Source organism: Nocardia cyriacigeorgica GUH-2 (genome assembly GCF_000284035.1).
GTDB classification, from domain to species: Bacteria; Actinomycetota; Actinomycetes; order Mycobacteriales; family Mycobacteriaceae; genus Nocardia; species Nocardia cyriacigeorgica_B.
In genome coordinates this window covers 4962047-4985904 of the sequence record NC_016887.1, presented here as the reverse complement: position 1 = coordinate 4985904, position 23858 = coordinate 4962047, and the positions used below count along the sequence as shown (strand labels likewise).

Sequence of the window (23858 nt, the reverse complement as noted above, 5' to 3'; positions counted from 1 at the left end):
GTGGCCGCGGCCGCGGCGGTAGTCTGGCGCGGTGACCGTCCCGGATCGGATATCGCTGCGCAAGATCGCGCCGGCCGATCGTGACGTCGTGGCGACACTGCTGCGGCGCGAATGGGGTGATACCCGGGTGGTTTCGCTGTCGTTGGGCGGGCTGGTCGACGCCGGTGCATTGCCCGGGCTGCTCGCCGAGCGGGACGGGGAGGTGGTCGGGATGCTCATATACCGGGTCGCCGGCGGGGTGGCCGATATCGTCACGATCAACGCGTTCGTGTCCGGTGGGGTGGGTGCGGCGCTGATCAGGGCCCTGGTCGATGAGGTGCGCACCGCCGACGTCCGGCGGGTCCGGGTATCGACCACCAACGACAACACCCGGGCGTTGCGGTTCTATCAGCGCGCGGGTTTCCATCTGACCGCCCTGCACACCGACGCCGTCACGGCCTCGCGGCGGACCAAACCACAGATCCCCGAATTCGGCCAGGACGGCATTCCGATCCGCGACGAAATCGAGCTCGAGCTACCGATCGTTCCCAGGGAGCAGCGATGACGACTCGCGCGCAGGTGCGCAAAGCCGCGCTCGCCTTGCCGGAAGTGGAGGAGGGCACGCACTTCGGGGCGGTCGCGTATCGAGTCCGGGGAAAGAGTTTCGCCTCGATCAGCAAGGATGACGAGCTCCAGGTGCAGCTGGCCGACGACGAGATCGACGGCATCCTCGCCGATCACCCGAGCGGCGCGGTGATCGAACGGGCAGGCAAGCGCATCGGCTTGCGGATCGCCCTGGCCGACATCAACGGCCAGACCTCGAACTACCTGGTCCGGCGCGCCTGGTTCGCTCGCGCTCCGAAACGCCTCGCGGCCTCCCTTGCCGCCGTCGACAACGCGGCCCCCGGCGAATCCGGTGATCTGCCTGCCTCGATTGGCAAGCCGGCCACCCGCGCTCTGCACGGTGCGGGCATCACCACCCTGGACGCACTCAGCACGCGCACTCGCGCGGAACTGCTGGCCCTGCACGGTTTTGGACCGAAGGCTGCACGGGTTCTCGCTGAAGCGCTCGAGGAGCGCGGGCTGTCATTCGCGGGGGAGTGAAGACCCCACCCTCACGCAGGCAATTCGAGCCCACGCGCGATCACCGGCCACGAATGGATCAGCGCATCACGCCAGTACCCCCACGAATGCGTGCCGACAGGCGGGAAGTCCACGGTTGCGGGGATGTTCAACTCGTCGAGTCGCGCGGCGAGGTTGTGTGAGCAGTAGTTGGTGGCGGCTTCGATGACGCCGCCGATCACCACCTGATTGGCCAGGCCGTAGGCGCCGGGGAGGGCGTAGGGGCCGTTGAGGGTGTCGTACGGGCCGGGCAGGCCGCTGCCGGAGGAGATGAACAGTTCCAGGCCGCGCAGGCCCTCGGCATTGACGTACGGATCGTTCTGCACCCACAGCGGGTCGTCGGGCGGGCCGTACATGTTCTCCACGTCGCCGCCGCCCCACACCTCGACGCTCAGCCGCACCGCCTCCCGGCCGAAGGGATCGCTGGTCTGGGCGCAACCACTGTAGGCGGCGGCCGCTTGGAAGAGTCCGGGCGCGGCGATGGGCAGGTTCAGCACCGAAGTGCCCGAGGTGGACAGTCCGGCGATGGCATTGAGGCCGTTGGTGCCGAAGGCCGCGTCGATCAGCGGCGGTAGTTCCTGGGTGAGGAAGGTCTTCCACTTGTTGACCCCGAGCACCGGGTCGGGCGCACGCCAATCGGTGTAGTAGCTCCAGGCGCCGCCGATCGGCTGCACGACGTTGACGTCCTTCTCGCCGAGAAACGCCAGTGCGTCCGGGGCGCGACTCACCCAGTTGGCGGTGCCTTCGCCGCCGTCGGCGCCGTTGAGCAGATAGAGCACCGGGCGCGGCTGGGACGCATCGCGCGGGCGCTGCACGGTGACCGAGATATCGCGGCCCATCGCGGTAGAGAACACCTGCAACTTCACATTGCGGTCGTCGGCGATCCGGACGTCGGTGATCCGCGACCCGTTCGGGGCGACGGGGCTGGCGAGCAACGCGCCCGAGGCGATGATCGGATCATTGGACGGTGCGGCCTGCGCGCTGACCGGGGCGATCGCCGCCATGACGGCCAGACAACCGGTCATGGCGATGGTGCGGATTCGTAGCTTCACTGATATCCCGCCTGTTCGTGGTCGGTGCATCCGTGGTGCTCAATCGTTGCTGACTGGCGACGTTACCCAAACCGTGCGCCGCGACGCAGCGAGATCGGCTCAGTTCGCGGCAGCGGCGAAATAGGCGGTGCGCACATCCACCATGGTGGGCGGCGGGAAATCGGGTTCGCCCGCGCCGAGCTCACCCATCGCGACCCGCCAGGTATCCGATGACTTGTCGATCGCGGTGCGGGCGTCGGCGGCCTGCAGCACCACCTCGGAACCGCCGGTGCACGAGTACGCGCCGACCATGCCGTCGGACCGCCCGCCCCACGCGCCGCCCACGCGAATGCGGCACTGACGGCCGTCGGCGAGTTCGAGCGCCCAGGGTTCGGGGGATTCGGTGGCGCCGATGGGTTGCAGCGGTGGGTCGACGGTGTAGCGGCGCAGTTCGCGCTTCCACGGGTCGTTGGCGCAGAGCAGTTCGTCGCGCGCGGGCGTCGGCCAGCAGACGTCGGCGGCATCGGCGGAGGCGCCGCAGTGATAGATGCCCGCGGTGGACGCGGAGTGGCTCGGCGCGGCGTTGCGGCAGTTGAGGGTGCCGTAGGGGTCGGGACTGATGACGGTGAAGCCGTCGGTGGGCCGTCCCTCGGCGTCGACGGCGGTGAGGGAGATGACCTCGGTGGGCTGGGCTGCCTCGGTGGTCGTGGTCGTCGGCGACGGGCTCGGGCTCGCGGAGGGGTCCTCGGCCGCCGGGCCCGCCTGGGTGGTGGTGGCCAACTGGGTGGCGGGACCGGTGGGGTCGTCGGCGGAACCGCAGCCCGCCAGCGTCAGCGCGAGTGCCGCACCGAACACCGATATCGACCTCGCGAACGCCATGAGCCACCGCCTCGTCAGTGCGTATCCGTGCCGGTCGAGTGTAGACAGGCGGGTGCCCGGGTCCGGCGATTTCGCATGGTCTGCCCGCACCGGGATTCGAGCCGCTTGCCGCGCCGCCCGGTGGAAAACCGGTTGTCCATCGCGGTGCGAGCCCCTAACGTCACCCCGGTTTGTCCATCAACGACCCGAAGGGAGCATCACCATGCAACCCGTCACCGAACGCGACATCCGGTCGTCGTTCATCAACTGCTCCAAAGGAGAGGCCAAGCGATTACCGGTGCCGCGCGACCTGGACCAGCGCCCGTGGGAGGACCTCGATTTCCTCGGCTGGAGCGATCCGTCGTTTCCCGGACGGTGCTATTTCGTCGCGCCGGGTGACGATCGCCTCGTCGGCGTGGCGTTTCGCTACGAAACCGGTGGATCGGGGCGCGCGCAGATGTGCACGATCTGCCTCACCACGCATACCGGTGGTGGCGTGTCGCTGCTGACCGCGCACAAGGCGGGCGAATCCGGGCGTCGCGGTAACTCGGTCGGCACCTATATGTGCACCGATCTGGCCTGCTCGCTGTACGCGCGCGGCAAGAAGCGGCCCGCCCTGGGCAGCCGCTACCGCGAGGATCTCACCACCGAGGAAAAGATCGAACGCGTCCGCGAGAACCTGAACGCGTTCATCTCCCGGCTCTACAGCTGATCCGGCAATGACCATGACGACAGTGAAGGAGGTAGATGCCATGGGCCGACACCAGAGAACCCGCCCGCCGCATCCCGAGTCCTGTTAGTGCACAACGGGACTCGGGATGCACAGGTTTTCTCCTCGATCGAGAGGGGCCGTGCGCGGACCTTGTCGTTGGTGGAGAAATGCGTGGAGGTGGCGGGCCGATCAGAGCTTTCACCTAGCGCACCGCGTCGACGCTCTCGGACCATCGTGCGAGCTGATCGGAATCGGCCGGCCGGTCCGGTCCCAGATTCCAGGTGGCCGCGAGCACGCGGTGGCCGAGGCGATGGACCCGCTCGTGGTGCGCCCACTGGGTCGGGGCCCATGCGGGTTCGTTGTGGGCGGCGTCGATTTCGGCGAGGGTCGAGCCCATCAACTCGAACTCCAGTTCCTTGCGGACTTCCGGTACCCGACCGGGGTCCTTGCGCAACGCGCTCAACAGCCGGTCCAGCGATTCGATGACGCGGCGGTCGTTGCGCAGCAGGACGCGGCGGTGCGCGTGGCGATCGACCAGCCACAACACGCCCAACCCGATCACCACACCGAGCACATGCCGCCACGGCGGCATGACTGTCCGGTGACAGCGAGCGGGCCAGGCGGAACCGCAACGACGGGCGTGGAGTCGGGGCCGGACGGCCGGTGTCGAACAGGGCGTCGGCGTCGTCGACGCCGTTGCGGTGCAGCGCGGCGGCGAAACGTGACTGGGCTTCGGTCAGGGTGCGCGCCGGTTCCTGACCGGGGTCGGTGCGGCAGGCGTCGTCGAGCAATGTCCAGGCGGTCTGGATCTTCATGCCCGCGGTGTAGCGGGCGGGCACGAGATCATCCGAGCCGCGCTCGAGTCCGTCGTAGGCGTTCACCGCGTCCACCGCGGCCGCGACGGCGTTCTCCTCCGGGGCGTGCGGATACCGCAACGCCCCCGACATACCCACGACCATCGCGCTCACCGCCCCCGCCGAAGCCCACAGCGCCACCGCGCCCGGCGACACCCCGGCACCGGTCACCGTCGCGCCGATCCCGACCGCGAGCACGAAGAAGAACCCACCCGGCGGCCCCAACCGCAGCGCGGAATTCACAAACGTGCTGATCACCGCCACCCCGGCCATCAACACGACAAGCACCAGCAGCCACGCATGCGCCCCACCCGCCGCCGTATGCCGATGAATCGCCGCCCCCGCGAACGCCCCGGCACACGCCGCCGCGATCAACCCCACCGCCGCCCACCCGATCGCCCGCCACCGCTGCCGATACACCCGCCCCTCCCCGAAAATCACCGCGAACGAACCCAGCGCCGCGATCAGCCCCTGCTGCTCATGCCCCAGCAGCGCGGCAACCAGCGCGGGCGCCCCGAAGGCCAGGGCCGTGCGGGCCGCGCCTGGCAGCCGTCGGCCCGCCGGTGGGACGCCGAAGAGGACGGCGCGCGCCGGGGCGGGGGAGGGCAGATTCGCGGCGTCCGGGGCGGGCGCGTGGCCGTAGCTTGTCGACGCCGCCGCATCGTGGTCCCGGCGGTTGGGGCTGTTCGGTTCCGGGGCCGGTCGGCCGGGGTCGTGCGGGCCGGAGGGCGAGCGATTCGAACCGTCCGGGTCGGGCATGTGAGTGCTCCTTGCCGGGTCGGGCAGGTGGGTGGCCTGCGGTGATCATTCCCGGCGAGCGTATCGCTGCGGCTGCGGGACACGGCTGCGTGCGGTCGGGTGGACGTTCCGAGCCAGGTGCGCGAATCCATCGGCCCGGCACGAGCCTGCGGTCCAGGAACGTCGTACTCGATGGGCAGGCGGGACACTGGTGCGCGGAGTCAGGGCGTTTCCAGGTTGACGATCATGCGGTGCAGGACGTCCATCATCTGGGTGAACTCCTGGGCGCTGACTCCCTCGGTCATCCGCTCGCGCAGGCTGCCGACCTCGGTTATGGCGGTCTGATGAGCCGACTGGCCTGCGGGAGTCAGGGTGTAGCGGCCGTCGGCGTCGCGGTGCAGCCAGCCGCGGGTCATCAGGGTGCCGAGCACGTCGGAGATCTTCTCGCCGTTGGCTTCCCAAAATGGGCGCAGGGCATCGGTGAGCTGCGCTTCGTCGGCCGGGCCGCGACTGATCGTGTTGAGGGTCTGCCATTCGCGACGATCCAGCCCGGCCTTGCCGAGCAGCTGGTCGAAGGTGGTCTCGATGAGTTGATCGAGCCGCTTGAGCCGGAAGCCGATCATGCGGTCCTGCTGGGAGCCGGATGAGGGGCCGGAGTCCGAGCCAGGGCCGGGGTCCGCGCTGGACCCGGGACTGGGGCCCGCGCTGGCATCCGAACTCGAACCCGAGCCGGAGTCGCGGCCCGAGTCCGCGCCGCAGCTGGAGCCGCCGTCGGAGTCGGCCCCGGAACCGGCGCGGGAGCCGGGCTCCGAATCCGAGCCCGAGGACACCGGCGGGCTGGTGCTCGGCCCCGATTCCGGGGCCGGTGAGGAGCAGGCCGTGACAGTGAGTACCGCGAGGACACAGAGTAAGTGGCGCATGGAGCGGCCTTCCAGAGGAGCTGCACAATATAGTTGTCATAATACAAATAGATGTCCAGCGCTACCATTTCTGCCGTGAACGACGTCGAGCGAATCGAACGCGCCATGGTGGAGATCCGCCGTCGCCAGACCCGGCGCAGCCTGGCGCCCGAGGGTGAACCCGCCGGTCAGGCCTTCGATGTGCTCGATGTGGTTGCGGCCGCGACGGATCCCACCGTCTCCACAGTCGCCGAAGTCCTCGCGGTGGACCGCCCTCGAGCCAGCAGGCTGGTGGCCGCCGCCGTCGATGCCGGGTATATCGAACGCATCGCCGACCAATCCGACGGCCGCCGATCACTGTTGGTGGTAACCCCTGCGGGACGGGCCGCACTTCGGTCCGCTCATCAGCGCCGCATCGACGCCTTCGCCCATGCCACGCACACCTGGTCCGACAGCGAGCGAACCCAATTCGCCGACCTACTCACCCGATTCGTCGCCGGCATGCCGAACTGAGCGACGGGCGTGCTCACCCCTTGGTGACGAACCCTTCGGCCACCAGCCAGTCGCGTGCGACCTCGGACGGCTCGCGACCGTCCACATCCACCTGGCGGTTGAGTTCGGTGATCGTTTCGTTGGTCAGCAGCGCCGAGATGGGTTCCATGACGTCGATGACCCGGGGATGGGCTTCGGCGAAATCGCGCCGCATGACGAGGGCGGCGTTGTACTTCGGGAAGAAGCGCTGGTCGTCTTCGAGGAGAAGGAGACCCAGGGAGGGGATGCGGCCGTCGGTGGCGGCGACGGAGCCGAAGCGGCATTGCCGGCCGTCGGCGACGGAGGTGTAGACCAGCGCATCCTGGACCAGGCGCTTCTGCACGGCGCCCTCGTCGATGCCGTATTTGCGGGCCATGCCGGGGAATCCGTCGCGGCGGACATTGAATTCGGTACCGACGCAGGTGGCGGCCTTCGCCGGGTCGGTGGCGACCAGCCGGGCGTAATCGGACAGGGTGCGCACGCCGGTTTCGGCGGCGGTGGCGGCATTGGTGACCAGGGCGTAGGTGTTGTTCATCGGTGCCATGGCGGCCCAGACCATGTCGTGGGCGGCGAGGTCGGCGTCGCGGACGGCCTCGAATTGACCGATCTCGTCCGGGATGGGGGTCTCGTTGCCGAGATAGTTCATCCAGCCGGTACCGGTGTAGTCGTAGGCGATATCGATCTGGCCGTGCAGCTGGGCGTCGCGCAGACTGTTGGAGCCCTGGATATTGGTCAGGTCGCGCACCTCGGCGCCGGCCGCGACCATCGCGAATTCGATGATGTAGCCGAGGATGTTCTGCTCGGTGAAATCCTTGGAGCCCACCGTGATCGACACACCGGCCAGTTCGGGAACCGGCTGGATACTGCCGGGTCCGACGCGCAGCGGGACGGCACTGCCTGCCTCCAATCCGCAGCCGGTGAGCAGCAGAGCGAACACCAGCAGGCCGAGCCCGACCCGAAGCCCGCGCTTCCGGAGTCGACCTGATGAGCTGTCTCGCTGGCGATCTCGCCGCCCGACGCCCGGCCGGGGACACCGCCCAGGAGCCGCGTACCCCGCCTTCATGACAACCCCCGAGGTCCGAGGAACTCTTCGGCCAGCGCCCCGAGCCAATCGACCAGCAGTGCCAGCGCGACGGCGAGCACGGCGCCGACGACGAGAGTCACGTTGTCGCGCAACTTGTATCCGGTATCGATGAGAATGCCGAGCCCACCCGCGCTGACCAGGAACGACAACGTCGCCGTTCCCACCGCCAGCACCAGCGAGGTGCGCAGACCCGCCAGGATGTAGGGCACCGCGAGCGGGAACTCGATGCGCCGCAAGACCGTCCGCGTCGACATGCCCTGCCCGCGTCCGGCGTCGATCAACGTCCGATCCACCTGCTGGTAGCCGAGGATCGTATTGCGCAACACCGGAAGCAGTGAATAGAAGGCGATGGGCGCGACTCCGATCCAGAAACCGGTGGTCTTGGTGACCAGATAGAACAGCACGATCAGGCCGATGGCGGGCGCGGCGGCGCCGATATTGGCGATCCCGACGAAAATCGGCGCGAGCTTGCGGTAGCGCGGCCGCGACAGCAACGTCCCGAGCGGCACCGCCAACGCCACCACGATGAGCACCACGGTCACCGTGATCAGCACATGCTGCCAGGTCACCTTCGCGATATTCGACGCGTTCAGACTGGCCTGCTGGGTGACCGTCAGATCCCGGTTGAACGCCCAGATCAGCACGCCCGCCGCCAGGATCACCACCAGTGCGGGCTGCACCAGCAGCCGCAGCCGCTCCGCTCGTCGCTGCGTCGCCGGGGTGGTCGCGGGCTTTCCGGTCGCGGATGTGCTCACTGAGGCGGTCATGGCCGCTGAACTCCGTGAGCGAGGTCGGTATGTTCGGCCCGCAGCTGCGCCAGGTGCCCGACCAGCGTGTCGATGGTGATCAACCCCGCGTACTCACCACGGCGTCCGGTGACCACCGCCGTCGCGGTGCTGTCGGCGAGCAGGGCTTCGAGTGCATCTTGCAAGGTCGATTGCAGCGACACGAGCTCGCCCACTGGGCTTCCCACACCGTCGAGCGAATCGGCGTGCGCGAGCTGCGCGGCCGACACCCAGCGCGCCGGGCGTTGCTGGGAGTCGAGGATCAGCGCCCACGGCCAGTCGCGGCCGTCCAGCTCCTGCCGCAGCCGGCCGACCGATTCGTCCTCGGTCGCGGTCGGGCAGCTGCCCAACTCCACATCACGCACCCGCGTCAAGGTGAGCTGTTTGAGCGAGGCATCGGCGCCGACGAACCCGGCAACGGTCTCATCGGCCGGATCGGCCAGAATCGCGGCAGGGGTGTCGTATTGGAGGATGCGGGACTGGTTGCCCAGCACCGCGATTCGGTCGCCGAGCTTCACCGCCTCGTTGAAATCGTGGGTGACGAACACGATGGTCTTGCGCAGCTCGGCCTGCAAACGCATCAGCTCGTCCTGGAGCAGGCCGCGGGTGATCGGGTCGACCGCGCCGAACGGCTCGTCCATCAACAGCACCGGCGGATCCGCCGCCAGCGCCCGCGCCACCCCGACCCGCTGCTGCTGACCACCGGAGAGCTGGCGCGGATACCGGTGCCGATAGATATCCGGATCGAGCCCCACCAACGCGAGCATCTCGTCGGTGCGAGCCGCGATCCGGTTGCGATCCCAGCCGATCAGCCCCGGCACCGTCGCGACGTTCTTGGCGACGGTCATATGCGGGAACAGCCCGGCCTGCTGGATGGAATAGCCGATGCCGCGGCGCAACTGGTCGGGATCGATCGACAGCGCGTCCTTGCCGCCGATGGTGATGGTGCCCGAGGTCGGCTCGATCAACCGGTTGATCATCCGCATGGTGGTGGTCTTACCGCAGCCCGACGGCCCGACCAGCACCACGATTTCGCCGGCCGGGATGGTCAGGCTGACGTTGTCGACCGCCGGTTGCCGCTGGTCGCCATAGCGTTTGGTGACCGAGTCGAGCACGATCTCGACGCCGGACACGGGTTCGGAGTCAGACACGGATCCCTTTCGACGTGGTGAATCGGCCCAGGAGCAGCAGCAGACCGTCCAGCGTCAGCGCGAGGACGATGATGAGGACGGTGCCGGTCAGGGCCTGCGGCACGGCATTCGGGGTGCCGAGCCGGGTGAGGCCGGTCAGGATCAGATTGCCGAGGCCGGGCCCCTTGGCATAGGCAGCGATGGCGAGAATGCCCATCAGCATCTGGGTGCTGATCCGGATGCCGGTCAGGATCGCGGGCCAGGCCAGCGGGAGTTCGATGCGGGCCAGCACCCGCAGCCGGTCCATCCCCACACCGCGCGCCGCATCGGTAATCGCCGGATCGACCGCCGCGAGCCCGACGATCGTGTTACGCAGAATCGGCAGCAGCGCATACAACACCATCGCGGTGATGGTGGGCGCGACGCCGAGCCCCAGCAGCGGAATCAGCAAGCCCAGCAGGGCGAACGAGGGAATCGTGAGAATCGTGCTGGCCGCGGCGGTGGCGATCGAGGACCCGAGCGGACTGCGATAGACCAGCACCCCGAGGGCCACCGCGACCACGGCGCCGAGCACCACCGACTGCACGACGGCCGACACATGCAGATAGGAGTCGGTGAGCAGTTGGTCGCGCCGGTTCACCACGAAAGTCCACAGCGTGTCCAGGGTTTTCGCCTCCCCGCTTCCCTCGGCGTCGCGGCTCAGTGTATCGAGCCGGCGGCGGGGCGTGCGGTATTCGGCGGCGTCGGTGGGAGATTCGCGTGCGGGTCAGTCGCCCGGCCGGGGCCAGGGATTGCCTTCGAGGCGTTCGACCGACTGATTGAACCGGGTGATCAGCCGGTGCAGCAGGTCGACGTCCTCGGCCGGCCAGTCGGCGACCACGCGACCGATCCCGTCGCGCCCGACGGCGCGGTCGGCGGCGAGCAGTTCCATCCCTTTGTCGCTCGGACGCACCTTGCGAGCCAGGCCGCCGTCCGGATCCGGCACCCGCTCGACCAGCCCCTGATCGAGCATGGCGCCGACCTGACGATTGACCGTGGAGATATCCAGCCGCAGCGCTTCGGCCAGTTCACGCAGGCTCAACGGCGAACCCACATCGAGCCGGGTGAGGATCAGATAGGCCGATCGGTCCAGCTGGAAGCGGGGATGCCGGCTGGACGCGGGGGTGTGCCGGGACAACAGGGTCAGCTCGAACGACAGCCGCGACAGCGGCTTCCCGGCCGCCGAACCGAAATCACCCGAATCGGACATGGCCATCACTATGTCGCGCGGGTCACTCGATATCCAAATTGTGCACCATACACACGATATGTATCGTACACATCCATGACCGCTGTAGCCGACGTGTCGTCGAACACGACCGACAACCGGCGCACTCCCGCGCCGGCTGTCCTCATCGCGACACTCTCGACGGTGGGTGTCGTCGTCTCGCTGATGCAGACGCTGGTCATCCCGATCATTCCGTCGCTGCCCACCTACCTGAACACCTCCGCGTCCAATGCGGCCTGGGTGGTGACCGCCACGCTGCTCGCCGGTGCCGTGTCCACACCGATCAGCGGCCGGCTCGGCGATATGTTCGGCAAGCGCCGGGTGTTGTTCGTGAATCTCGGGGCGATGATCGCCGGCTCGATCATCTGCGCGCTGTCCACGGCGCTGCTTCCGGCGATCGTCGGCCGGTCGCTGCAAGGGATGGCGGTCGGTGCGATTCCGCTGGGCATCAGCATCATTCGCGATGAGGTGCCGCCGGAGCGGGTGGGCGCGGCGATGGCGACCATCAGCGCGACGCTCGGCGTCGGCGGTGCGATCGGCATGCCGTTCTCGGCCTTCATCGCGCAGAATGCCGACTGGCACATGCTGTTCTGGATCTCGGCGGGTCTCGGCCTGCTCTGCCTGGTCGCGGTGATCGCGTTCGTCCCGGAATCGCCGGTGCGCACGCCGGGCCGCTTCGACTTCGGTGGTGCTGTGGGATTGTCGATCGCACTGCTGGCGCTGCTGATCGCGATCAGCAAGGGTGCCGACTGGGGTTGGGGGAGCGCCTCGATCCTGAGCCTGTTCGCCGTCTCGGTGCTGGTGTTCCTCGGCTGGGGCTATTTCGAACTGCGGCAGCGTTCGCCGCTGGTGGACCTGCGGGTCTCGGCGCGGCCGCGGGTGCTGTTCACCAATATCGCCTCGGTGGCGGTCGGATTCGCGCTCTACGGCATGTCGCTGACCTTCCCGCAGCTGCTCATGGCGCCGGAGGCGACGGGGTACGGCTTCGGGCTGTCGATGGTGCAGGCCGGTCTGGTGATGGCGCCGGGCGGGCTGGTGATGATGCTGCTGTCGCCGGTCTCGGCGCGGCTGTCGGCCGCCCGCGGGCCCAAATTCACCCTCGCCGTCGGCTCCGGCGTGATCGCCATCGGCTACCTGTGCGCGCTGGTGCTGATGAACAGCGTCTGGCAGATCGCGCTGGCCGGGGTGATCGTCGCCGGTGGTGTCGGCCTGGCCTACGCCGCCATGCCCGCGCTGATCATGGGCGCGGTGCCGATCAGCGAGACCGCGGCGGCCAACGGCCTCAACTCGCTGATGCGTTCCATCGGCACCTCCACCTCGGCGGCGGTGATGAGCGTGGTGCTCGCGCATATGACCATCTCGCTGGCCGGGCACACCCTGCCCTCGCGCGACGGCTTCCACACCGCGTTCCTCATCTCGGTGGCCGCGGCACTGGTGGCGATCGTGCTCACCGCGCTCATTCCGATGGGAAAGAAGGCGCCGGTCTCGACGCCCGTGTGATGCGGCGGCTGTTGGTGGGGAACCCGGGAACCGGCGGGCCGTGCCGAACGTCCAATGAATAGGGCAGATGCGTGCCCATGGACGAACGGAGCCGATATGGCGGAGCGGGGAACCGCGTCGGAAACGATGCAGGCGGGCAGGCGCGGAGCCGGACCGGGTGGATGGTTGATCGCGGGGCTACTGATCATCGCGGTGATCGTCGCGGGTGCGCTGGGGGTGCGCTGGTGGCAGGAGCGCGGCGCGTACCCGGCGGTAGCGGGGGAATCGCTGCGGCAGTTCCCGGACATCGACACGGCCGCGCTCAGCTCCGAGCAGGCCGCGATCGTGGCGGTGCTGGAGCGCGAATTCGCCGATCCGGGGGAGGGAACGAAGTACGCGGAGGGCGTCACCGAGCCGTGGTGCGCCGACTTCGTCAGCTGGGTGATGCGCGAAGCCGGCCTGCCGCTGTCGAATCCGAACTCCGGATCATGGCGGATCCCGGGCGTGTACACCTTGCAGGAGTACTACGAATCCACCGGGCGGTTCGTGCCGATCGATGCCGGATATCAACCGCGCACCGGCGATGTGCTGCTCTACAGCGACACCAGTCCGTTCACTCAGCACACCAATATCGTGCTGAGCGCCGGGAACGGCACCGTCACCACGATCGGCGGCAATGAATTCGACACCGTGCGGATCCATCGCTTCACCCTGGCCGAGGTGCCGGGGATCGTCGGTTTCGGCCGGATCTGAATCGGATCCGTCACCGCGAACGGCCGCGAATGTTCCGCCGAGCGAACGAAGGGCTCGTCGGACGGGGTATCGGCGCCTAGCATGTACCTCGGAGGCGCCCGGCAGCGCCACCACCCGATCCCTGTCCTGCTGTCCCCTCATCGGCAGGACAGGGATCACTCTTCTCATGACATGACATGCCCGTCACCGGCATGCGGTCTGCTGGACACCCGCATCGCGTACCGTGTCGAACAGTCCGTTGGAGGTGAGGGTCTCGGAACGTCTGATGCAGCCGATAGAGCAAGCGCGCAACGATCCGCACTGGATCGACTACGCCGAATTCGGCGAACGTTTCGTCACCCACGCGGTGACGACCGACCGGATCGAGGCGGCGGTCGCCGGAATCGCGGGCAAGGGCATGAAATTCGGTCCCTTCTCGGTGGGTCCGGCCGGGTTGGCCGGACTGGTGGCCGAAGGCAAAGTGGGCCGCCCCGTGGTGGTGCGCAGCGGCCCGCACGTCACCTTCGAGATGCGGGTGCCGGTCTCGCTGGCAGTGAAAGTGCTGCTCGGCGGGAAGAAACTGCGGCTGGAGACGGTCGTCGCCATCGATATGACGCTGCACGCGCGCACCGCGGCGCCGCTGCTCATCGTCATCGATATCCCGCCGATCAAACCCGCCGACGTCAGCGTCGTGTTGCGGGCCCAAGCCGTGGACACCGCAGGAGAATGGCTGCTGGACCCGGTGGCCGGGGTGGTGCAACGTGAGGTCGCCCAGCGGGTCAACACCATGCTCGCCGACCCGCAGGCGCGGCGTTCGCGCATCTTCGATGTGGAGGCGATGGTCGCGGGCGCCCCGTCGCGCCATCGCGACGACAGCGCGTTCGACTGGATCGGCTATGACGAGTTCGGCCACCGGTTCTTCCCGCTCATCGTCACCCGGGAGCGCGTCTTCGACGTGGTCAAGGGCCTCGCCGGCCGCCCGATCGAGGTGGGACCGTTCCGGACCGGGCCGCGCGCCTCGGCGACGGTGACGGTGCGCGGCGCGGTCCGGCTGCCCGATCTCACCGAACGCCCGCGGCGCGATCCGGACCACGGCGAGGTCACCTTCGATCTGCTGCTGCCGGTCTGGCTGGACATCACGGTCGACGTCCTCAAGGCCAACCGCTACCGCGCCGACGTGCGCATCCCACTGGTACTCACCGCACGGGCCGCCGATCCGCTGCTGATCGTCATCGATGTGCCGCCGCCGAACCGCGACGACATCCGGCTCGAGTTCAGCGCCGTCGGTATGCGGGCGGCCACCCTCGGTGTGCTCGCCGGTATCCGCAAACAGGTGATCGCGCAGGTCGCGCAGGTGGTGCGGAAAGAACTGGCCGACCCGGCCGGGCGCACCATCGACGTCGGCGCGCGCATCGACGGGACCGTCTGAACCCACCGATGTGGCACGAGTGATGAGAGTGCCCAGTGGGTCTGGCGGTTCGCATGTGAATGTGGTGGAATGAGTTCACGTTCGAGGCTCCCGGCGCACGAGTGACACTTGGGGAAGGTGCGCCGGGCCGCTGCTCAGTGGGTCCAGGGGGGCCGAAGGAGTCCAGTGATGCGTTCGTCTGTGTCCCGGCGTGATCTGTTCGGCTACGCGGCTGCCGCGGCCGTGGTCGGCTCGATCGGCGCCACCGTGAAACTGCCACGCGCGGGCGCCGATTCGCTCGGCACGCTCGTCGATTACGCCGCCGGGGTCCCGTCCGCGGCCGCCATCCGCGACGCCGGCCACATCGGCGTCATCCGCTATGTCTCCGACCGCCGCCCCGGCGCCGAATGGATGGAAGGCAAGCCGCTGCGCGCCGCCGAGGTCGAAGATCTCAACGCCGCCGGGCTGAAGATCGTGTCCTGCTACCAGTTCGGCAAAGGCCCCACCGCCGACTGGCGCGGCGGCCTGGAAGCCGGCAAACGGCATGCCGAACGCGGCCTGGAACTGCATCTGGCGGCCGGCGGCCCCGAGGGCGTGCCGATCTACGCCTCGATCGACGACAACCCCACCCCGGCCGATTTCGCCACCATGATCGCGCCCTATCTGCTCGGCTGGCACGCCGTGCTCGGCCGGGAGAACACCGGCGTCTACGCGAACTCACCCACCATCGACCTCGCCGTCGCGGCGGGCCTGGGATCCTGGTACTGGCAGCACGATTGGGGCACGCCGGAAGGCTATGTGAACCCCGCGGCGCATCTGCACCAGTTCGAGATCGACGACCGCACCATCGACGGCATCGGCGTCGACCTCAACAACGCCCTCACCGCCGAATTCGGGGCCTGGTAGCGCTCAGGTCTGGCAGTGGCAGGCCGGGTCGACCCGCAGGTCCGGTTCGTCGTCGGGAACCACCCGCAGCATCGGCCTGCTCTCCGGCGCCTCGTGGTTGCCCATCCAGGACAGCAGCGACCACCGCGACAGTCCCGACAGCGCCGAACCGAGGCTGGCGAAGGACCCCGAGGAGATCACCGAGGCGAACGATCCCACCGAACCGATCGACAGGATCGACCCCACGCTGCCGATGGACAGGATCGAATACGCCGAACCGATGGACAGGATCGACCCCTCGGACCGGATGGACAGAATCGACCGGCGCGAACGCCGGGAGCGGACCGAATCGCGGGACTTCATCGCACGTTCGACAGTCGCCATGGGTTCGGTCTACCACAGCGGCCGGGCGCCGCGGGAGAGTTGTCGCGCGATTCGCGAGTCTTATTTCGATCGCGCCAGCGGTCGCGCTGACGCAACAACTGATCTCGCAAGATGCGGGTAACTCACCGGGTACGCCCACAACGCAATAATGCGCTGACCGGCGGCCCGGTGAGTAACTTGCCGCGCGCCTAACTACCGGCAAAAAACGCGGAGAGGCGGATCAGCCGAGAATCAAGCGACCGTGAAGAAGCCCAGGGTCGGCAGGAAGTTGCAGGTGCGCGGGGCGGCGTCGGCGGCCTGGGTAGTCAGCGAACCGCCGATCACCGCGACGACGCGGCCGGAGCCGGTGTTCGCGATGGCCGACAGGGTGGCCGGGCCGTCCGGGTTGATCTTGGCCTCGGTGGTCAGCGCCTGGACGCCCGACTGACGGGTGTCGAGGTTGAGCCACTGCACCGTCATCGGCGGGTTCTGCACGTCGGTCGGCGACTTGGTGCCGAGCGCGGTGAACACGAACCCGGTCTGACCGGCCTGCGGCCCGGGCGGGGGCAGCTGGGCCGGGCCGGGCACCGCCAGCGCGGTACCGACCGAGTCGGCCGAGTCGGAGATGCAGCCCTTACCGATGGTCGGGTACAGGAACTGCGCGATGGCCGGGCCCTGCTCCGGTAGGTCGGGGCCACCGCCGCCGCTGCCGTCGAGGAACTTGATGATGCGTTCCAGCGTCGACTTGATCTGCGGCGGCAGATTCAGCGTGGCCAACAGGGCCTTGGCCTGGTCCAGCAGGGCGGCCTGTGGGCTCGCGGTGTCAGCGGCCGCGATCTGGCCGACGATGGCCGGCGTCAGGGCGGCGAGCGCGTCCACCGGAACGCCCTCGGGAACCATCGGGACGCTGTTCGGCGCCACGGCAGGCGCCGGGGCCGGAGCCGCGACGGTTGTCGCGGGCGCGGCGAGCATGGCGCTCGCCGCAATGGCGAGCGCGGACAAGGCGATCCGCGATCCTCGGGTGCGAAGCACTGGTCTTGCCGTCCTTACCTCGGGTACATCTGGTCGACGCTGAAAAGCCGTCGTTTCGGGGGTCACTCTAAGGACAACGCCGCATGTTGTACAGCAGCGGTGCCGGAAATGCGCGCCGCGGACGAACGTGTTATCAGAAGGTAGCGCCGATCAGTGTTACTGGTGTGAAAGTTGATGCAAATGTTACTTGTGGTTCCAGGGGGCGGTGTGCCAGGGCAGCGTGGTGGCCGCCCGCACTGCGGTTAATGTAGTCGCAAGCCTCCCATTCCAGGCCGCCGAATCGCCGAACGGCCCGATGCGCCCGGCCCCGGCCCGACTCGAAAGTCCCGCATTTGAACCAGCAGAGCGCTCGGACGGACGCATGCCCGCCGGTCGTGCCCACCCGAACGGCCGCACCGCACCGCTGGGCCACGCATACCCGCTGGGCCGTGGCCGCCCTGGCCGCCACCGTGCTCGCCCGCCTGCTGTGGATGCTGTTCGCGCCGAACGGAATGAACCTGGTCGACCTGCACGTCTACGTCGACGGCTCGGCGGCTCTGCTCACCGACAAGCTCTACGACTTCACCTACGCGGAGAAGACGCCGGACTTCCCGCTGCCGTTCACCTATCCGCCGTTCGCCGCGGTGGTGTTCTTCCCGCTGCACTACCTGCCCTTCACGGTGGTCGCGATCGCCTGGCTGCTGGCCATCGCCGCGGCGCTGTACGCGATCGTGCGGATCGCGCTGGAGCTGATCCTCGGCGCCGAGACCGCGCGGGAACCTCGCTGGCGCACGGCCGCGATCACCTGGACCGCGATCGGGCTCTGGCTCGAGCCGGTGCGCACCACCATGGACTACGGGCAGGTCAACGTCTTCCTGGTGCTGGCGGTGATGCTGGCGGTACGCAGTTCGCGCTGGTGGATCTCCGGCACGCTGGTCGGCATCGTGGCCGGCATCAAGCTGACGCCCGCGATCAGCGGCTTGTATTTCCTCGCACGCCGCCGCTGGGCCACGGTGGCGTGGTCGGCGGCGGTCTTCGGCGCCACGGTCGGGCTCAGCTTCCTCATCTCCGCCGGGGAGACCCGCCGCTACTTCGGCACCCTGCTCGGTGACGCCGACCGGATCGGCCCGGTCGGTTCGGTGTGGAACCAGTCGCTGCGCGGCGCGCTGAGCCGCCTGCTCGGCTACGACGTGGAGACCGGGCCGTGGTGGATCGCCTCGGTCGTGCTCGTCGCGGTACTGGCCGTGCTGGCCTGGCGCGCGCTCGGGCCCGACGACCGACTCGGCACCCTGCTGATGGTGCAGCTGTTCGGTCTGCTGATCTCGCCCATCTCCTGGTCGCACCACTGGGTCTGGCTGCTGCCGACGGTGCTGTGGCTGCTGTACGGACCGCTGCGCGAGGTGCCCGGAGCGCGGATCTTCGCCGGCTACTGGCTGGTGACCGCGCTGGTCGGGGCGCCGTGGGTGCTGTCGTTCTTCCAGGACTCGATCTGGACCATCCCCCGGCCGCTGGTGCTGTCGTGGCTGGGGACGGTCGACGTCATCGGAGTGCTGGCGATGCTGGTGTGGATCGTGTGCGCGCCGCGGCTGCTCACTCGGACTGCGCCGCCAGCCGATCTATCTCGTGCGCCAGCGCCACATCCAACGCGGTGAGTCCGCCCTCGCTGTGCGTGGACAGGGTGAAGGTGACATTGCGCCAGCGGATATCGATATCGGGGTGATGGTTGGCGGCTTCGGCGGCCACGGCCACCCGGCGCACCAATTCGATTCCCGCGGGGAAAGTGGCCGCCTTGATGGTGCGGCTGATCGAATCCCCGGAGCGGTTCCACTCCGGCAATGACGTCAAGGCCGCCGATATTTCGCTGTCGGACAGTAATGGGGTAGTGGTCATTGTCTCGTTGTACCCCGCTTGCGCACGATCATGAGACCGCTACACCGATACTCACGCGGCCCGGGCCTTCTTCAAACCCTTCTTCAGTTCTTTGCCCGTCACACCTGCCGCTTCCAGGCGTTTCATCCGCATGATGACCACAGGGCACTTGATGCAGCGCGTCTTCTTACGACAGCACTTCTTCTTCGGCTTGAGGCTGGAAACCTTCTTTGCCTTGACCTTGCCCATGGCGAGTAAGCCTACCCTTAGTTGAATGTGGGATCCCAGGTGCACCTGGGTGCCGGTAGGGTGTAGCTGGCCGCGATGCCCGGTGAGTTCCATTCTCCACCTGTTCGTACAGGGAGCCAGGCGCGAGCGTCAGGAACCTGAGGCGCCGGACATTGGAGCACCGTCGCCACCATCTACCCAACAGCAGGAGGAACAAGCGTGTCGTCTGCACGCGATTTTCGCAACGTCGCCATCGTGGCCCACGTCGACCACGGTAAAACGACGTTGGTCGACGCCATGCTGCGCCAATCCGGCGCCTTCGCCGAACGGGCCGAGCTGGTCGACCGGGTCATGGACTCCGGCGATCTGGAACGCGAGAAGGGCATCACCATTCTCGCCAAGAACACCGCGGTGCACCGGCACAATGCCGACGGCTCGGTGACCGTCATCAACGTCATCGATACCCCGGGCCACGCCGACTTCGGTGGTGAGGTCGAGCGCGGCCTGTCCATGGTCGATGGTGTCGTGCTGCTGGTGGACGCCTCCGAGGGCCCGCTGCCGCAGACCCGGTTCGTGCTGCGCAAGGCGCTGGCCGCCTCGCTGCCGGTGATCCTGGTGGTCAACAAGACCGACCGGCCCGACGCCCGCATCTCCGAGGTCGTCGAGGAAAGCCACGATCTGCTGCTCGACCTGGCCTCCGACCTGGACGACGACGCCGCCGAGGCCGCCGAACTCGCGCTCGATCTGCCCGTGCTCTACGCCTCCGGCCGCGAGGGCAAGGCGTCGAAGGTGGCCCCCGAGAACGGGCAGGCCCCCGACGCGGAGAACCTCGACGCCCTGTTCGAGGTGCTGCTCGAGAACATCCCCGCGCCCAAGGGCGATCCGACCGCACCGCTGCAGGCCCACGTCACCAACCTCGACGCCTCCGCCTTCTTGGGCCGGCTGGCGCTGGTGCGCATCCACAACGGCGAGCTGCGCAAGGGCCAGAACGTGGCCTGGATGCACGCCGACGGGGTCAAGAACGTCAAGATCACGGAGCTGTTGCAGACCATCGGCGTCGAGCGTCAGCCCGGTGAGGTGGCCGTGGCCGGCGATATCGTCGCCGTGGCCGGTATCCCGGAGATCATGATCGGCGACACCCTGGCCGATCCGGACAACCCGGTGGCGCTGCCGCGCATCAGCGTCGACGAGCCCGCCATCTCGGTAACCATCGGCACCAACACCTCGCCGCTGGTCGGCCGCGTCCAGGGGCACAAGCTGACCGCCCGCATGGTCAAGTCGCGGCTGGATCAGGAACTGGTCGGCAACGTCTCGCTGCGGGTGCTCGACATCGGCCGCCCCGACGCCTGGGAGGTGCAGGGCCGTGGTGAGCTGGCGCTGGCCATCCTGGTCGAGCAGATGCGCCGCGAGGGCTTCGAGCTGACCGTCGGCAAGCCGCAGGTGGTCACCAAGACCGTCGACGGCAAGGTGCACGAGCCCTACGAAGAGCTGACCATCGACTGCCCCGACGAGTACCTCGGCGCCATCACCCAGCTGCTGGCCGCCCGCAAGGGCAAGATGGTGCAGATGAACAACCATGCCGCCGGCTGGGTGCGGATGGAGTTCATCGTGCCCTCGCGTGGCCTGATCGGCTTCCGCACCGACTTCCTCACCGAGACCCGCGGCACCGGCATCGCCAACGCCGTCTTCCACGGTTACGCGCCGTGGGCCGGTGAGATCCGGGCGCGGCACACCGGTTCGCTGGTGTCCGACCGCGCGGGCACCGTCACCCCGTTCGCCATGATCCAGCTCGCCGACCGCGGCCAGTTCTTCGTGGAGCCGGGCGCGGACACCTACGAGGGCATGGTCGTCGGCATCAACCCGCGCGCCGAGGACCTCGATATCAACGTCACCCGGGAGAAGAAGCTCACCAACATGCGCTCCTCCACTGCCGACGTGATGGAGACGCTGGCCAAGCCGCTGCAGCTGGATCTCGAGGGCGCCATGGAGTTCTGTGCCGCCGACGAATGCGTCGAGGTCACCCCCGAGGTGGTGCGGGTGCGCAAGGTGGTGCTGGCCGCCAACGACCGCGCCCGCGAGCTGTCGCGCCGTAAGGCCCGCGACCGGGCGGCCGCGACCGCGCAGTAGGACCAGGCGAAACCCATAGCTGTGCACGCGAAACCGCCGGGCCGGGTGCTCGGCGGTTTCGCGTGCCCGGCCGAGCGCGATGTGGCGAGGTAGAGTGCCGAGGGTGAATTCGGGGGCGCGACGGCGCGCGATGTGGCGCGCGATGCTGGTTGTGATGACGGCGTTGCTGCCGGTGGTCGCCGGGTGCACCGCGAACCCGCCGCCGCCGATCGAGAGCACCGACAGCCCCAAGACGACGCCGGCCGAACCGGGCAAGAGCACCGTGGTGGTGGCCATCGACGACATCGGGATCGGCTTCAATCCGCATCTGCGCTCGGATCAGTCGCCTGCGACGGCGGCGGTGAGTTCGATGGTGCTGCCCAGCCCGTTCCGTCCGGTGCCCGATCCGGCGGTGCCCGGCGGCACGCTGTGGGTGCCCGATACGGCGCTGGTGGAACAGGCCGAGGTCACCGCGCAGGAGCCGTTCACCATCACCTACAAGCTGCGCAATCAGGCCAACTGGTCCGACGGTGCGCCGATCGCCGCCGAGGACTTCCGGTTCCTGTGGCGGCAGATGATCACCCAGCCCGGTGTGGTGGATCCGGCGGGCTACCGGCTGATCACCGATGTCGCCTCCAGCGCGGGCGGCAAGACCGTCACCGTCACCATGGCGGCGCCGTATCCGGCGTGGCGGCAGTTGTTCGCGAACCTGCTGCCCTCGCATCTGGTGAAGGATTCGCCGGGCGGTTTCGAACGCACGCTGGCCGAGGGCATCGCGGTGTCCGGGGGCAGCTTCAAGATCAAGTCCGCCGATCAGGGCCGCGACGAGATCCTGCTCGAACGCAACGACCGGTATTGGGGCAAGCCCGCGGTCCCCGATCAGATCCTGTTGCGGCGCGGCGGAACCCCGGCGCAGGTGGCCGATTCGCTGCGCACCGGCGACGCGCAGATGGCGCTGGTGCACGGTGGGGTGGCGACGCAGGCGCAGTTGGCGGCGATCCCGTCGGTGCGCACGGCGATCATGCCGCAGGCGCGGGAACTGCAATTCGTGCTCAACGGCCGCAGCGGCGATCTCGTCGACCCGCGGGTGCGCACCGCGGTGCTCGCGCTGCTGGATCCGGCGCTGCTGGCCACCGTCGGCGCGCAGACCGGCGGCTGGGTGGAACCGGTGCGCGCGCAGGTGCTGTCACCGTCGGATCCCGGTTATGTGCCGACCGCCCCGCCGCGGCCGAGCCAGGACGAGGCGTTCGCGCTGCTGGCCGAATCGGGTTTCGGGAGGGCACCGGAGCCGCCGCCGGTGGCCTCGGCCACCTCGCCCGCGCCGCGCCCGCGTCCGGTGGCCAAGGACGGCAAATCGCTGACCATCCGGATCGGCGCCGTGGCCAACGACCCCACCGCGCTGGCCGTCGCCAATACCGCCGCCGATCAGCTGCGCAGCGCCGGGATCGACGCCAGCGTGCGCAGCGTCCCCGGTGACCAGCTGTACGGCAAGGAACTGGTCGAGGGCACCATCGACGCCATCGTCGGCTGGGAGGTCGCGGGCTCGGACCCGGCCACCGTGCTGGCCTCGCGCTACGGCTGCCCGCCGGTCACCCCACCCGGCCCGGACGGTGACGCCGATCCGGACGCCGAGGTGGTGCGGTTGGCGCCGAGCAACTTGTCCGGCGTCTGCGATCCGGGCGCCCAGCCCGCCGTGGACGGCGCGCTGATCGGCATCGACACCGCCCGGGTGCTCGCCGAGGCCGAACCGCGGCTGTGGGCGGCGGCGACCGTGCTGCCGATCGTGCAGGACAACGTCGTCGCGGCGTCGGGTCCGTCGGTGGACGGTGCCTCGCTCAGCGGTGCCATCCAGGTCGGCATCTTCGGCGACGCGGCCAACTGGCGACGGGTCGGATGAGCGCCCCCGCGACCGGCACCGGCGGCCTGCTGCTGGTGCACGCCCATCCCGACGACGAATCCATCACCACCGGCGGCACCATCGCGCACTATCGCCGTCGCGGTATCCCGGTCACCGTGGTCACCTGCACGCTCGGCGAAGAGGGCGAGGTGATCGGCGAGCAGTGGGCGCAGCTCACCGCCGACCAGGCCGATCAGCTCGGTGGATATCGCGTCCTCGAACTGACGAGGGCGCTGGCCGCGCTCGACGCCGCACCGCCGCGTTTCCTCGGCGGTGCCGGTCGCTGGCGTGATTCCGGGATGGCGGGCACGCCCAGCGCCGAGCATCCGCGCGCGTTCGTCCGGTCGGGCCCGGCGGCGGTCGAGGCGCTGACCGAGATCCTGCTCGAGCTGCGCCCGCGCGTGGTGGTCGGTTACGACCCCAAGGGCGGGTACGGCCATCCCGACCATGTGCGCGCCCACGAGATCACCACCGCCGCCGTTGCCGCGGCGGCCGAACGGGGCTGGGACACACCGAAGTTCTACTGGACGGTCACCGACGCCGACATGCTGCGCCTGCACACCGAGGCACTGGCCCGGCGGACGGTGGAGGGCCTGCCCGGCGCGCTGCCCGCCGGTTGGCGCCTGCCCGCCGAGGGCGAGCTGGCGTGCGTACCGAGCAGCACCGTCACCACCACCGTGGACGTGTCGGATGTGCTGGCGGCCAAACGGGAAGCCTTGCGCGCGCACGCCACTCAGGTGACGGTCGCGCCCTCGGGACGCGAATTCGCGCTGTCGAACAACATCGCCCAGCCGGTGCTGCCGGAAGAACATTTCGTGCTGATCCGCGGCGTGCGCGGGCCGGTCGGACCGGACGGACGCGAGCACGATCTGTTCGCCGCACCCGCTTAA

The 23858-nt window shown here is 68.8% G+C and carries 25 protein-coding genes; 12 read left to right on the top strand and 13 right to left on the bottom strand.

Features of this window, described 5'->3' with window-relative positions; genetic code table 11:
* Positions 1-31: 31 nt before the first annotated feature.
* Both NOCYR_RS22600 and NOCYR_RS30945 read left to right on the top strand, forming a co-directional pair.
* Complete coding sequence (locus NOCYR_RS22600; protein ID WP_014352734.1) at positions 32-544, top strand: GNAT family N-acetyltransferase; 513 nt, start codon at positions 32-34, stop codon at positions 542-544.
* Complete coding sequence (locus tag NOCYR_RS30945) at positions 541-1083, top strand: helix-hairpin-helix domain-containing protein (protein ID WP_014352733.1); 543 nt, start codon at positions 541-543, stop codon at positions 1081-1083. The genes NOCYR_RS22600 and NOCYR_RS30945 overlap by 4 nt, the downstream gene beginning before the upstream one ends.
* 11 nt (positions 1084-1094) lie before the next feature.
* Here NOCYR_RS30945 and NOCYR_RS22590 read toward each other — a convergent pair whose 3' ends face one another.
* Complete coding sequence (locus NOCYR_RS22590) at positions 1095-2126, bottom strand: alpha/beta hydrolase (RefSeq protein ID WP_048834393.1); 1032 nt, start codon at positions 2124-2126, stop codon at positions 1095-1097.
* A 126-nt stretch (positions 2127-2252) separates the two neighbouring features.
* Complete coding sequence (locus tag NOCYR_RS22585; protein WP_148280725.1) at positions 2253-3011, bottom strand: hypothetical protein; 759 nt, start codon at positions 3009-3011, stop codon at positions 2253-2255.
* Positions 3012-3213: 202 nt separating this feature from the next.
* On the opposite strand from NOCYR_RS22585, the gene NOCYR_RS22580 reads away from it, so the two are divergent.
* Entirely contained in the window at positions 3214-3702 is a 489-nt protein-coding gene (locus NOCYR_RS22580; RefSeq protein ID WP_048833621.1) for an FBP domain-containing protein, read from the top strand.
* A gap of 202 nt (positions 3703-3904) precedes the next feature.
* On the opposite strand, the gene NOCYR_RS22575 is transcribed toward NOCYR_RS22580, so the two are convergent.
* On the bottom strand, positions 3905-4294 hold the full coding sequence (locus tag NOCYR_RS22575; RefSeq protein WP_048833620.1) for a hypothetical protein: 390 nt from the start codon (positions 4292-4294) through the stop codon (positions 3905-3907).
* Positions 4295-5515: 1221 nt separating this feature from the next.
* A complete protein-coding gene (locus tag NOCYR_RS22570) occupies positions 5516-5917 on the bottom strand; it encodes a MarR family winged helix-turn-helix transcriptional regulator (RefSeq protein ID WP_014352729.1) in 402 nt (133 codons plus the stop codon).
* 372 nt (positions 5918-6289) lie between these two features.
* On the opposite strand from NOCYR_RS22570, the gene NOCYR_RS22565 reads away from it, so the two are divergent.
* Entirely contained in the window at positions 6290-6706 is a 417-nt protein-coding gene (locus NOCYR_RS22565; RefSeq protein WP_014352727.1) for a MarR family winged helix-turn-helix transcriptional regulator, read from the top strand.
* Positions 6707-6719: 13 nt separating this feature from the next.
* On the opposite strand, the gene NOCYR_RS22560 is transcribed toward NOCYR_RS22565, so the two are convergent.
* The 5 genes from NOCYR_RS22560 to NOCYR_RS22540 all read right to left on the bottom strand — a co-directional run bounded on the left by NOCYR_RS22560 (position 6720) and on the right by NOCYR_RS22540 (position 10972).
* Positions 6720-7661 (bottom strand): glycine betaine ABC transporter substrate-binding protein, encoded by a 942-nt coding sequence (locus NOCYR_RS22560; RefSeq protein ID WP_014352726.1) that lies wholly within the window; start codon positions 7659-7661, stop codon positions 6720-6722.
* Between the two features lie 122 nt (positions 7662-7783).
* On the bottom strand, positions 7784-8575 hold the full coding sequence (locus NOCYR_RS22555; RefSeq protein ID WP_014352725.1) for an ABC transporter permease: 792 nt from the start codon (positions 8573-8575) through the stop codon (positions 7784-7786).
* The gene (locus NOCYR_RS22550) at positions 8572-9744 is read right to left on the bottom strand and encodes an ABC transporter ATP-binding protein (protein WP_048833618.1); all 1173 of its coding nucleotides are present in this window, start codon (positions 9742-9744) and stop codon (positions 8572-8574) included. The genes NOCYR_RS22555 and NOCYR_RS22550 overlap by 4 nt, the downstream gene beginning before the upstream one ends.
* Positions 9737-10387, bottom strand: coding sequence for an ABC transporter permease (locus NOCYR_RS22545; RefSeq protein ID WP_048833617.1), 651 nt, complete (start codon positions 10385-10387; stop codon positions 9737-9739). Before NOCYR_RS22545 ends, NOCYR_RS22550 begins: the two co-directional genes overlap by 8 nt.
* Before the next feature lie 102 nt (positions 10388-10489).
* A complete protein-coding gene (locus NOCYR_RS22540; protein ID WP_148280724.1) occupies positions 10490-10972 on the bottom strand; it encodes a MarR family winged helix-turn-helix transcriptional regulator in 483 nt (160 codons plus the stop codon).
* A gap of 75 nt (positions 10973-11047) precedes the next feature.
* Here NOCYR_RS22540 and NOCYR_RS22535 point away from each other — a divergent pair, with 75 nt between their 5' ends.
* The 4 genes from NOCYR_RS22535 (at position 11048) to NOCYR_RS22520 (ending at position 15515) form a co-directional block, all read left to right on the top strand.
* Positions 11048-12490 (top strand): MFS transporter, encoded by a 1443-nt coding sequence (locus NOCYR_RS22535; RefSeq protein ID WP_048833616.1) that lies wholly within the window; start codon positions 11048-11050, stop codon positions 12488-12490.
* Positions 12491-12616: 126 nt separating this feature from the next.
* A complete protein-coding gene (locus NOCYR_RS22530) occupies positions 12617-13222 on the top strand; it encodes a CHAP domain-containing protein (protein ID WP_048834391.1) in 606 nt (201 codons plus the stop codon).
* A gap of 265 nt (positions 13223-13487) precedes the next feature.
* On the top strand, positions 13488-14630 hold the full coding sequence (locus NOCYR_RS22525) for a hypothetical protein (protein WP_014352719.1): 1143 nt from the start codon (positions 13488-13490) through the stop codon (positions 14628-14630).
* A gap of 168 nt (positions 14631-14798) precedes the next feature.
* Positions 14799-15515 carry a DUF1906 domain-containing protein gene (locus NOCYR_RS22520; protein ID WP_014352718.1) on the top strand — a complete coding sequence of 239 codons (717 nt, stop codon included), beginning with the start codon at positions 14799-14801 and terminating at the stop codon, positions 15513-15515.
* A gap of 3 nt (positions 15516-15518) precedes the next feature.
* Here the strand turns inward: NOCYR_RS22520 and NOCYR_RS22515 are convergent, their stop codons facing one another.
* Positions 15519-15878: a hypothetical protein gene (locus NOCYR_RS22515; RefSeq protein ID WP_014352717.1), complete on the bottom strand. Its 360-nt coding sequence runs from the start codon at positions 15876-15878 to the stop codon at positions 15519-15521.
* 231 nt (positions 15879-16109) lie between these two features.
* Positions 16110-16889 (bottom strand): hypothetical protein, encoded by a 780-nt coding sequence (locus NOCYR_RS22510; protein ID WP_014352716.1) that lies wholly within the window; start codon positions 16887-16889, stop codon positions 16110-16112.
* A 374-nt stretch (positions 16890-17263) separates the two neighbouring features.
* On the opposite strand from NOCYR_RS22510, the gene NOCYR_RS22505 reads away from it, so the two are divergent.
* Complete coding sequence (locus NOCYR_RS22505; protein ID WP_014352715.1) at positions 17264-18520, top strand: mannosyltransferase; 1257 nt, start codon at positions 17264-17266, stop codon at positions 18518-18520.
* On the opposite strand, the gene NOCYR_RS22500 is transcribed toward NOCYR_RS22505, so the two are convergent.
* Together NOCYR_RS22500 and NOCYR_RS29985 are read right to left on the bottom strand one after the other, a co-directional pair.
* Positions 18459-18758 carry a 4a-hydroxytetrahydrobiopterin dehydratase gene (locus tag NOCYR_RS22500; protein WP_081505485.1) on the bottom strand — a complete coding sequence of 100 codons (300 nt, stop codon included), beginning with the start codon at positions 18756-18758 and terminating at the stop codon, positions 18459-18461. The two genes, NOCYR_RS22505 and NOCYR_RS22500, sit on opposite strands and share 62 nt — an antisense overlap.
* Before the next feature lie 51 nt (positions 18759-18809).
* Positions 18810-18986, bottom strand: coding sequence for a hypothetical protein (locus tag NOCYR_RS29985; protein WP_085996247.1), 177 nt, complete (start codon positions 18984-18986; stop codon positions 18810-18812).
* Positions 18987-19184: 198 nt separating this feature from the next.
* Between NOCYR_RS29985 and typA the strand changes: the two genes are divergently transcribed.
* The 3 genes from typA (at position 19185) to mshB (ending at position 23858) form a co-directional block, all read left to right on the top strand.
* On the top strand, positions 19185-21092 hold the full coding sequence (gene typA, locus NOCYR_RS22495; RefSeq protein WP_014352713.1) for a translational GTPase TypA: 1908 nt from the start codon (positions 19185-19187) through the stop codon (positions 21090-21092).
* A 130-nt stretch (positions 21093-21222) separates the two neighbouring features.
* Complete coding sequence (locus NOCYR_RS22490; RefSeq protein ID WP_014352712.1) at positions 21223-22968, top strand: ABC transporter family substrate-binding protein; 1746 nt, start codon at positions 21223-21225, stop codon at positions 22966-22968.
* On the top strand, positions 22965-23858 hold the full coding sequence (gene mshB, locus NOCYR_RS22485) for an N-acetyl-1-D-myo-inositol-2-amino-2-deoxy-alpha-D-glucopyranoside deacetylase (protein WP_014352711.1): 894 nt from the start codon (positions 22965-22967) through the stop codon (positions 23856-23858). The genes NOCYR_RS22490 and mshB overlap by 4 nt, the downstream gene beginning before the upstream one ends.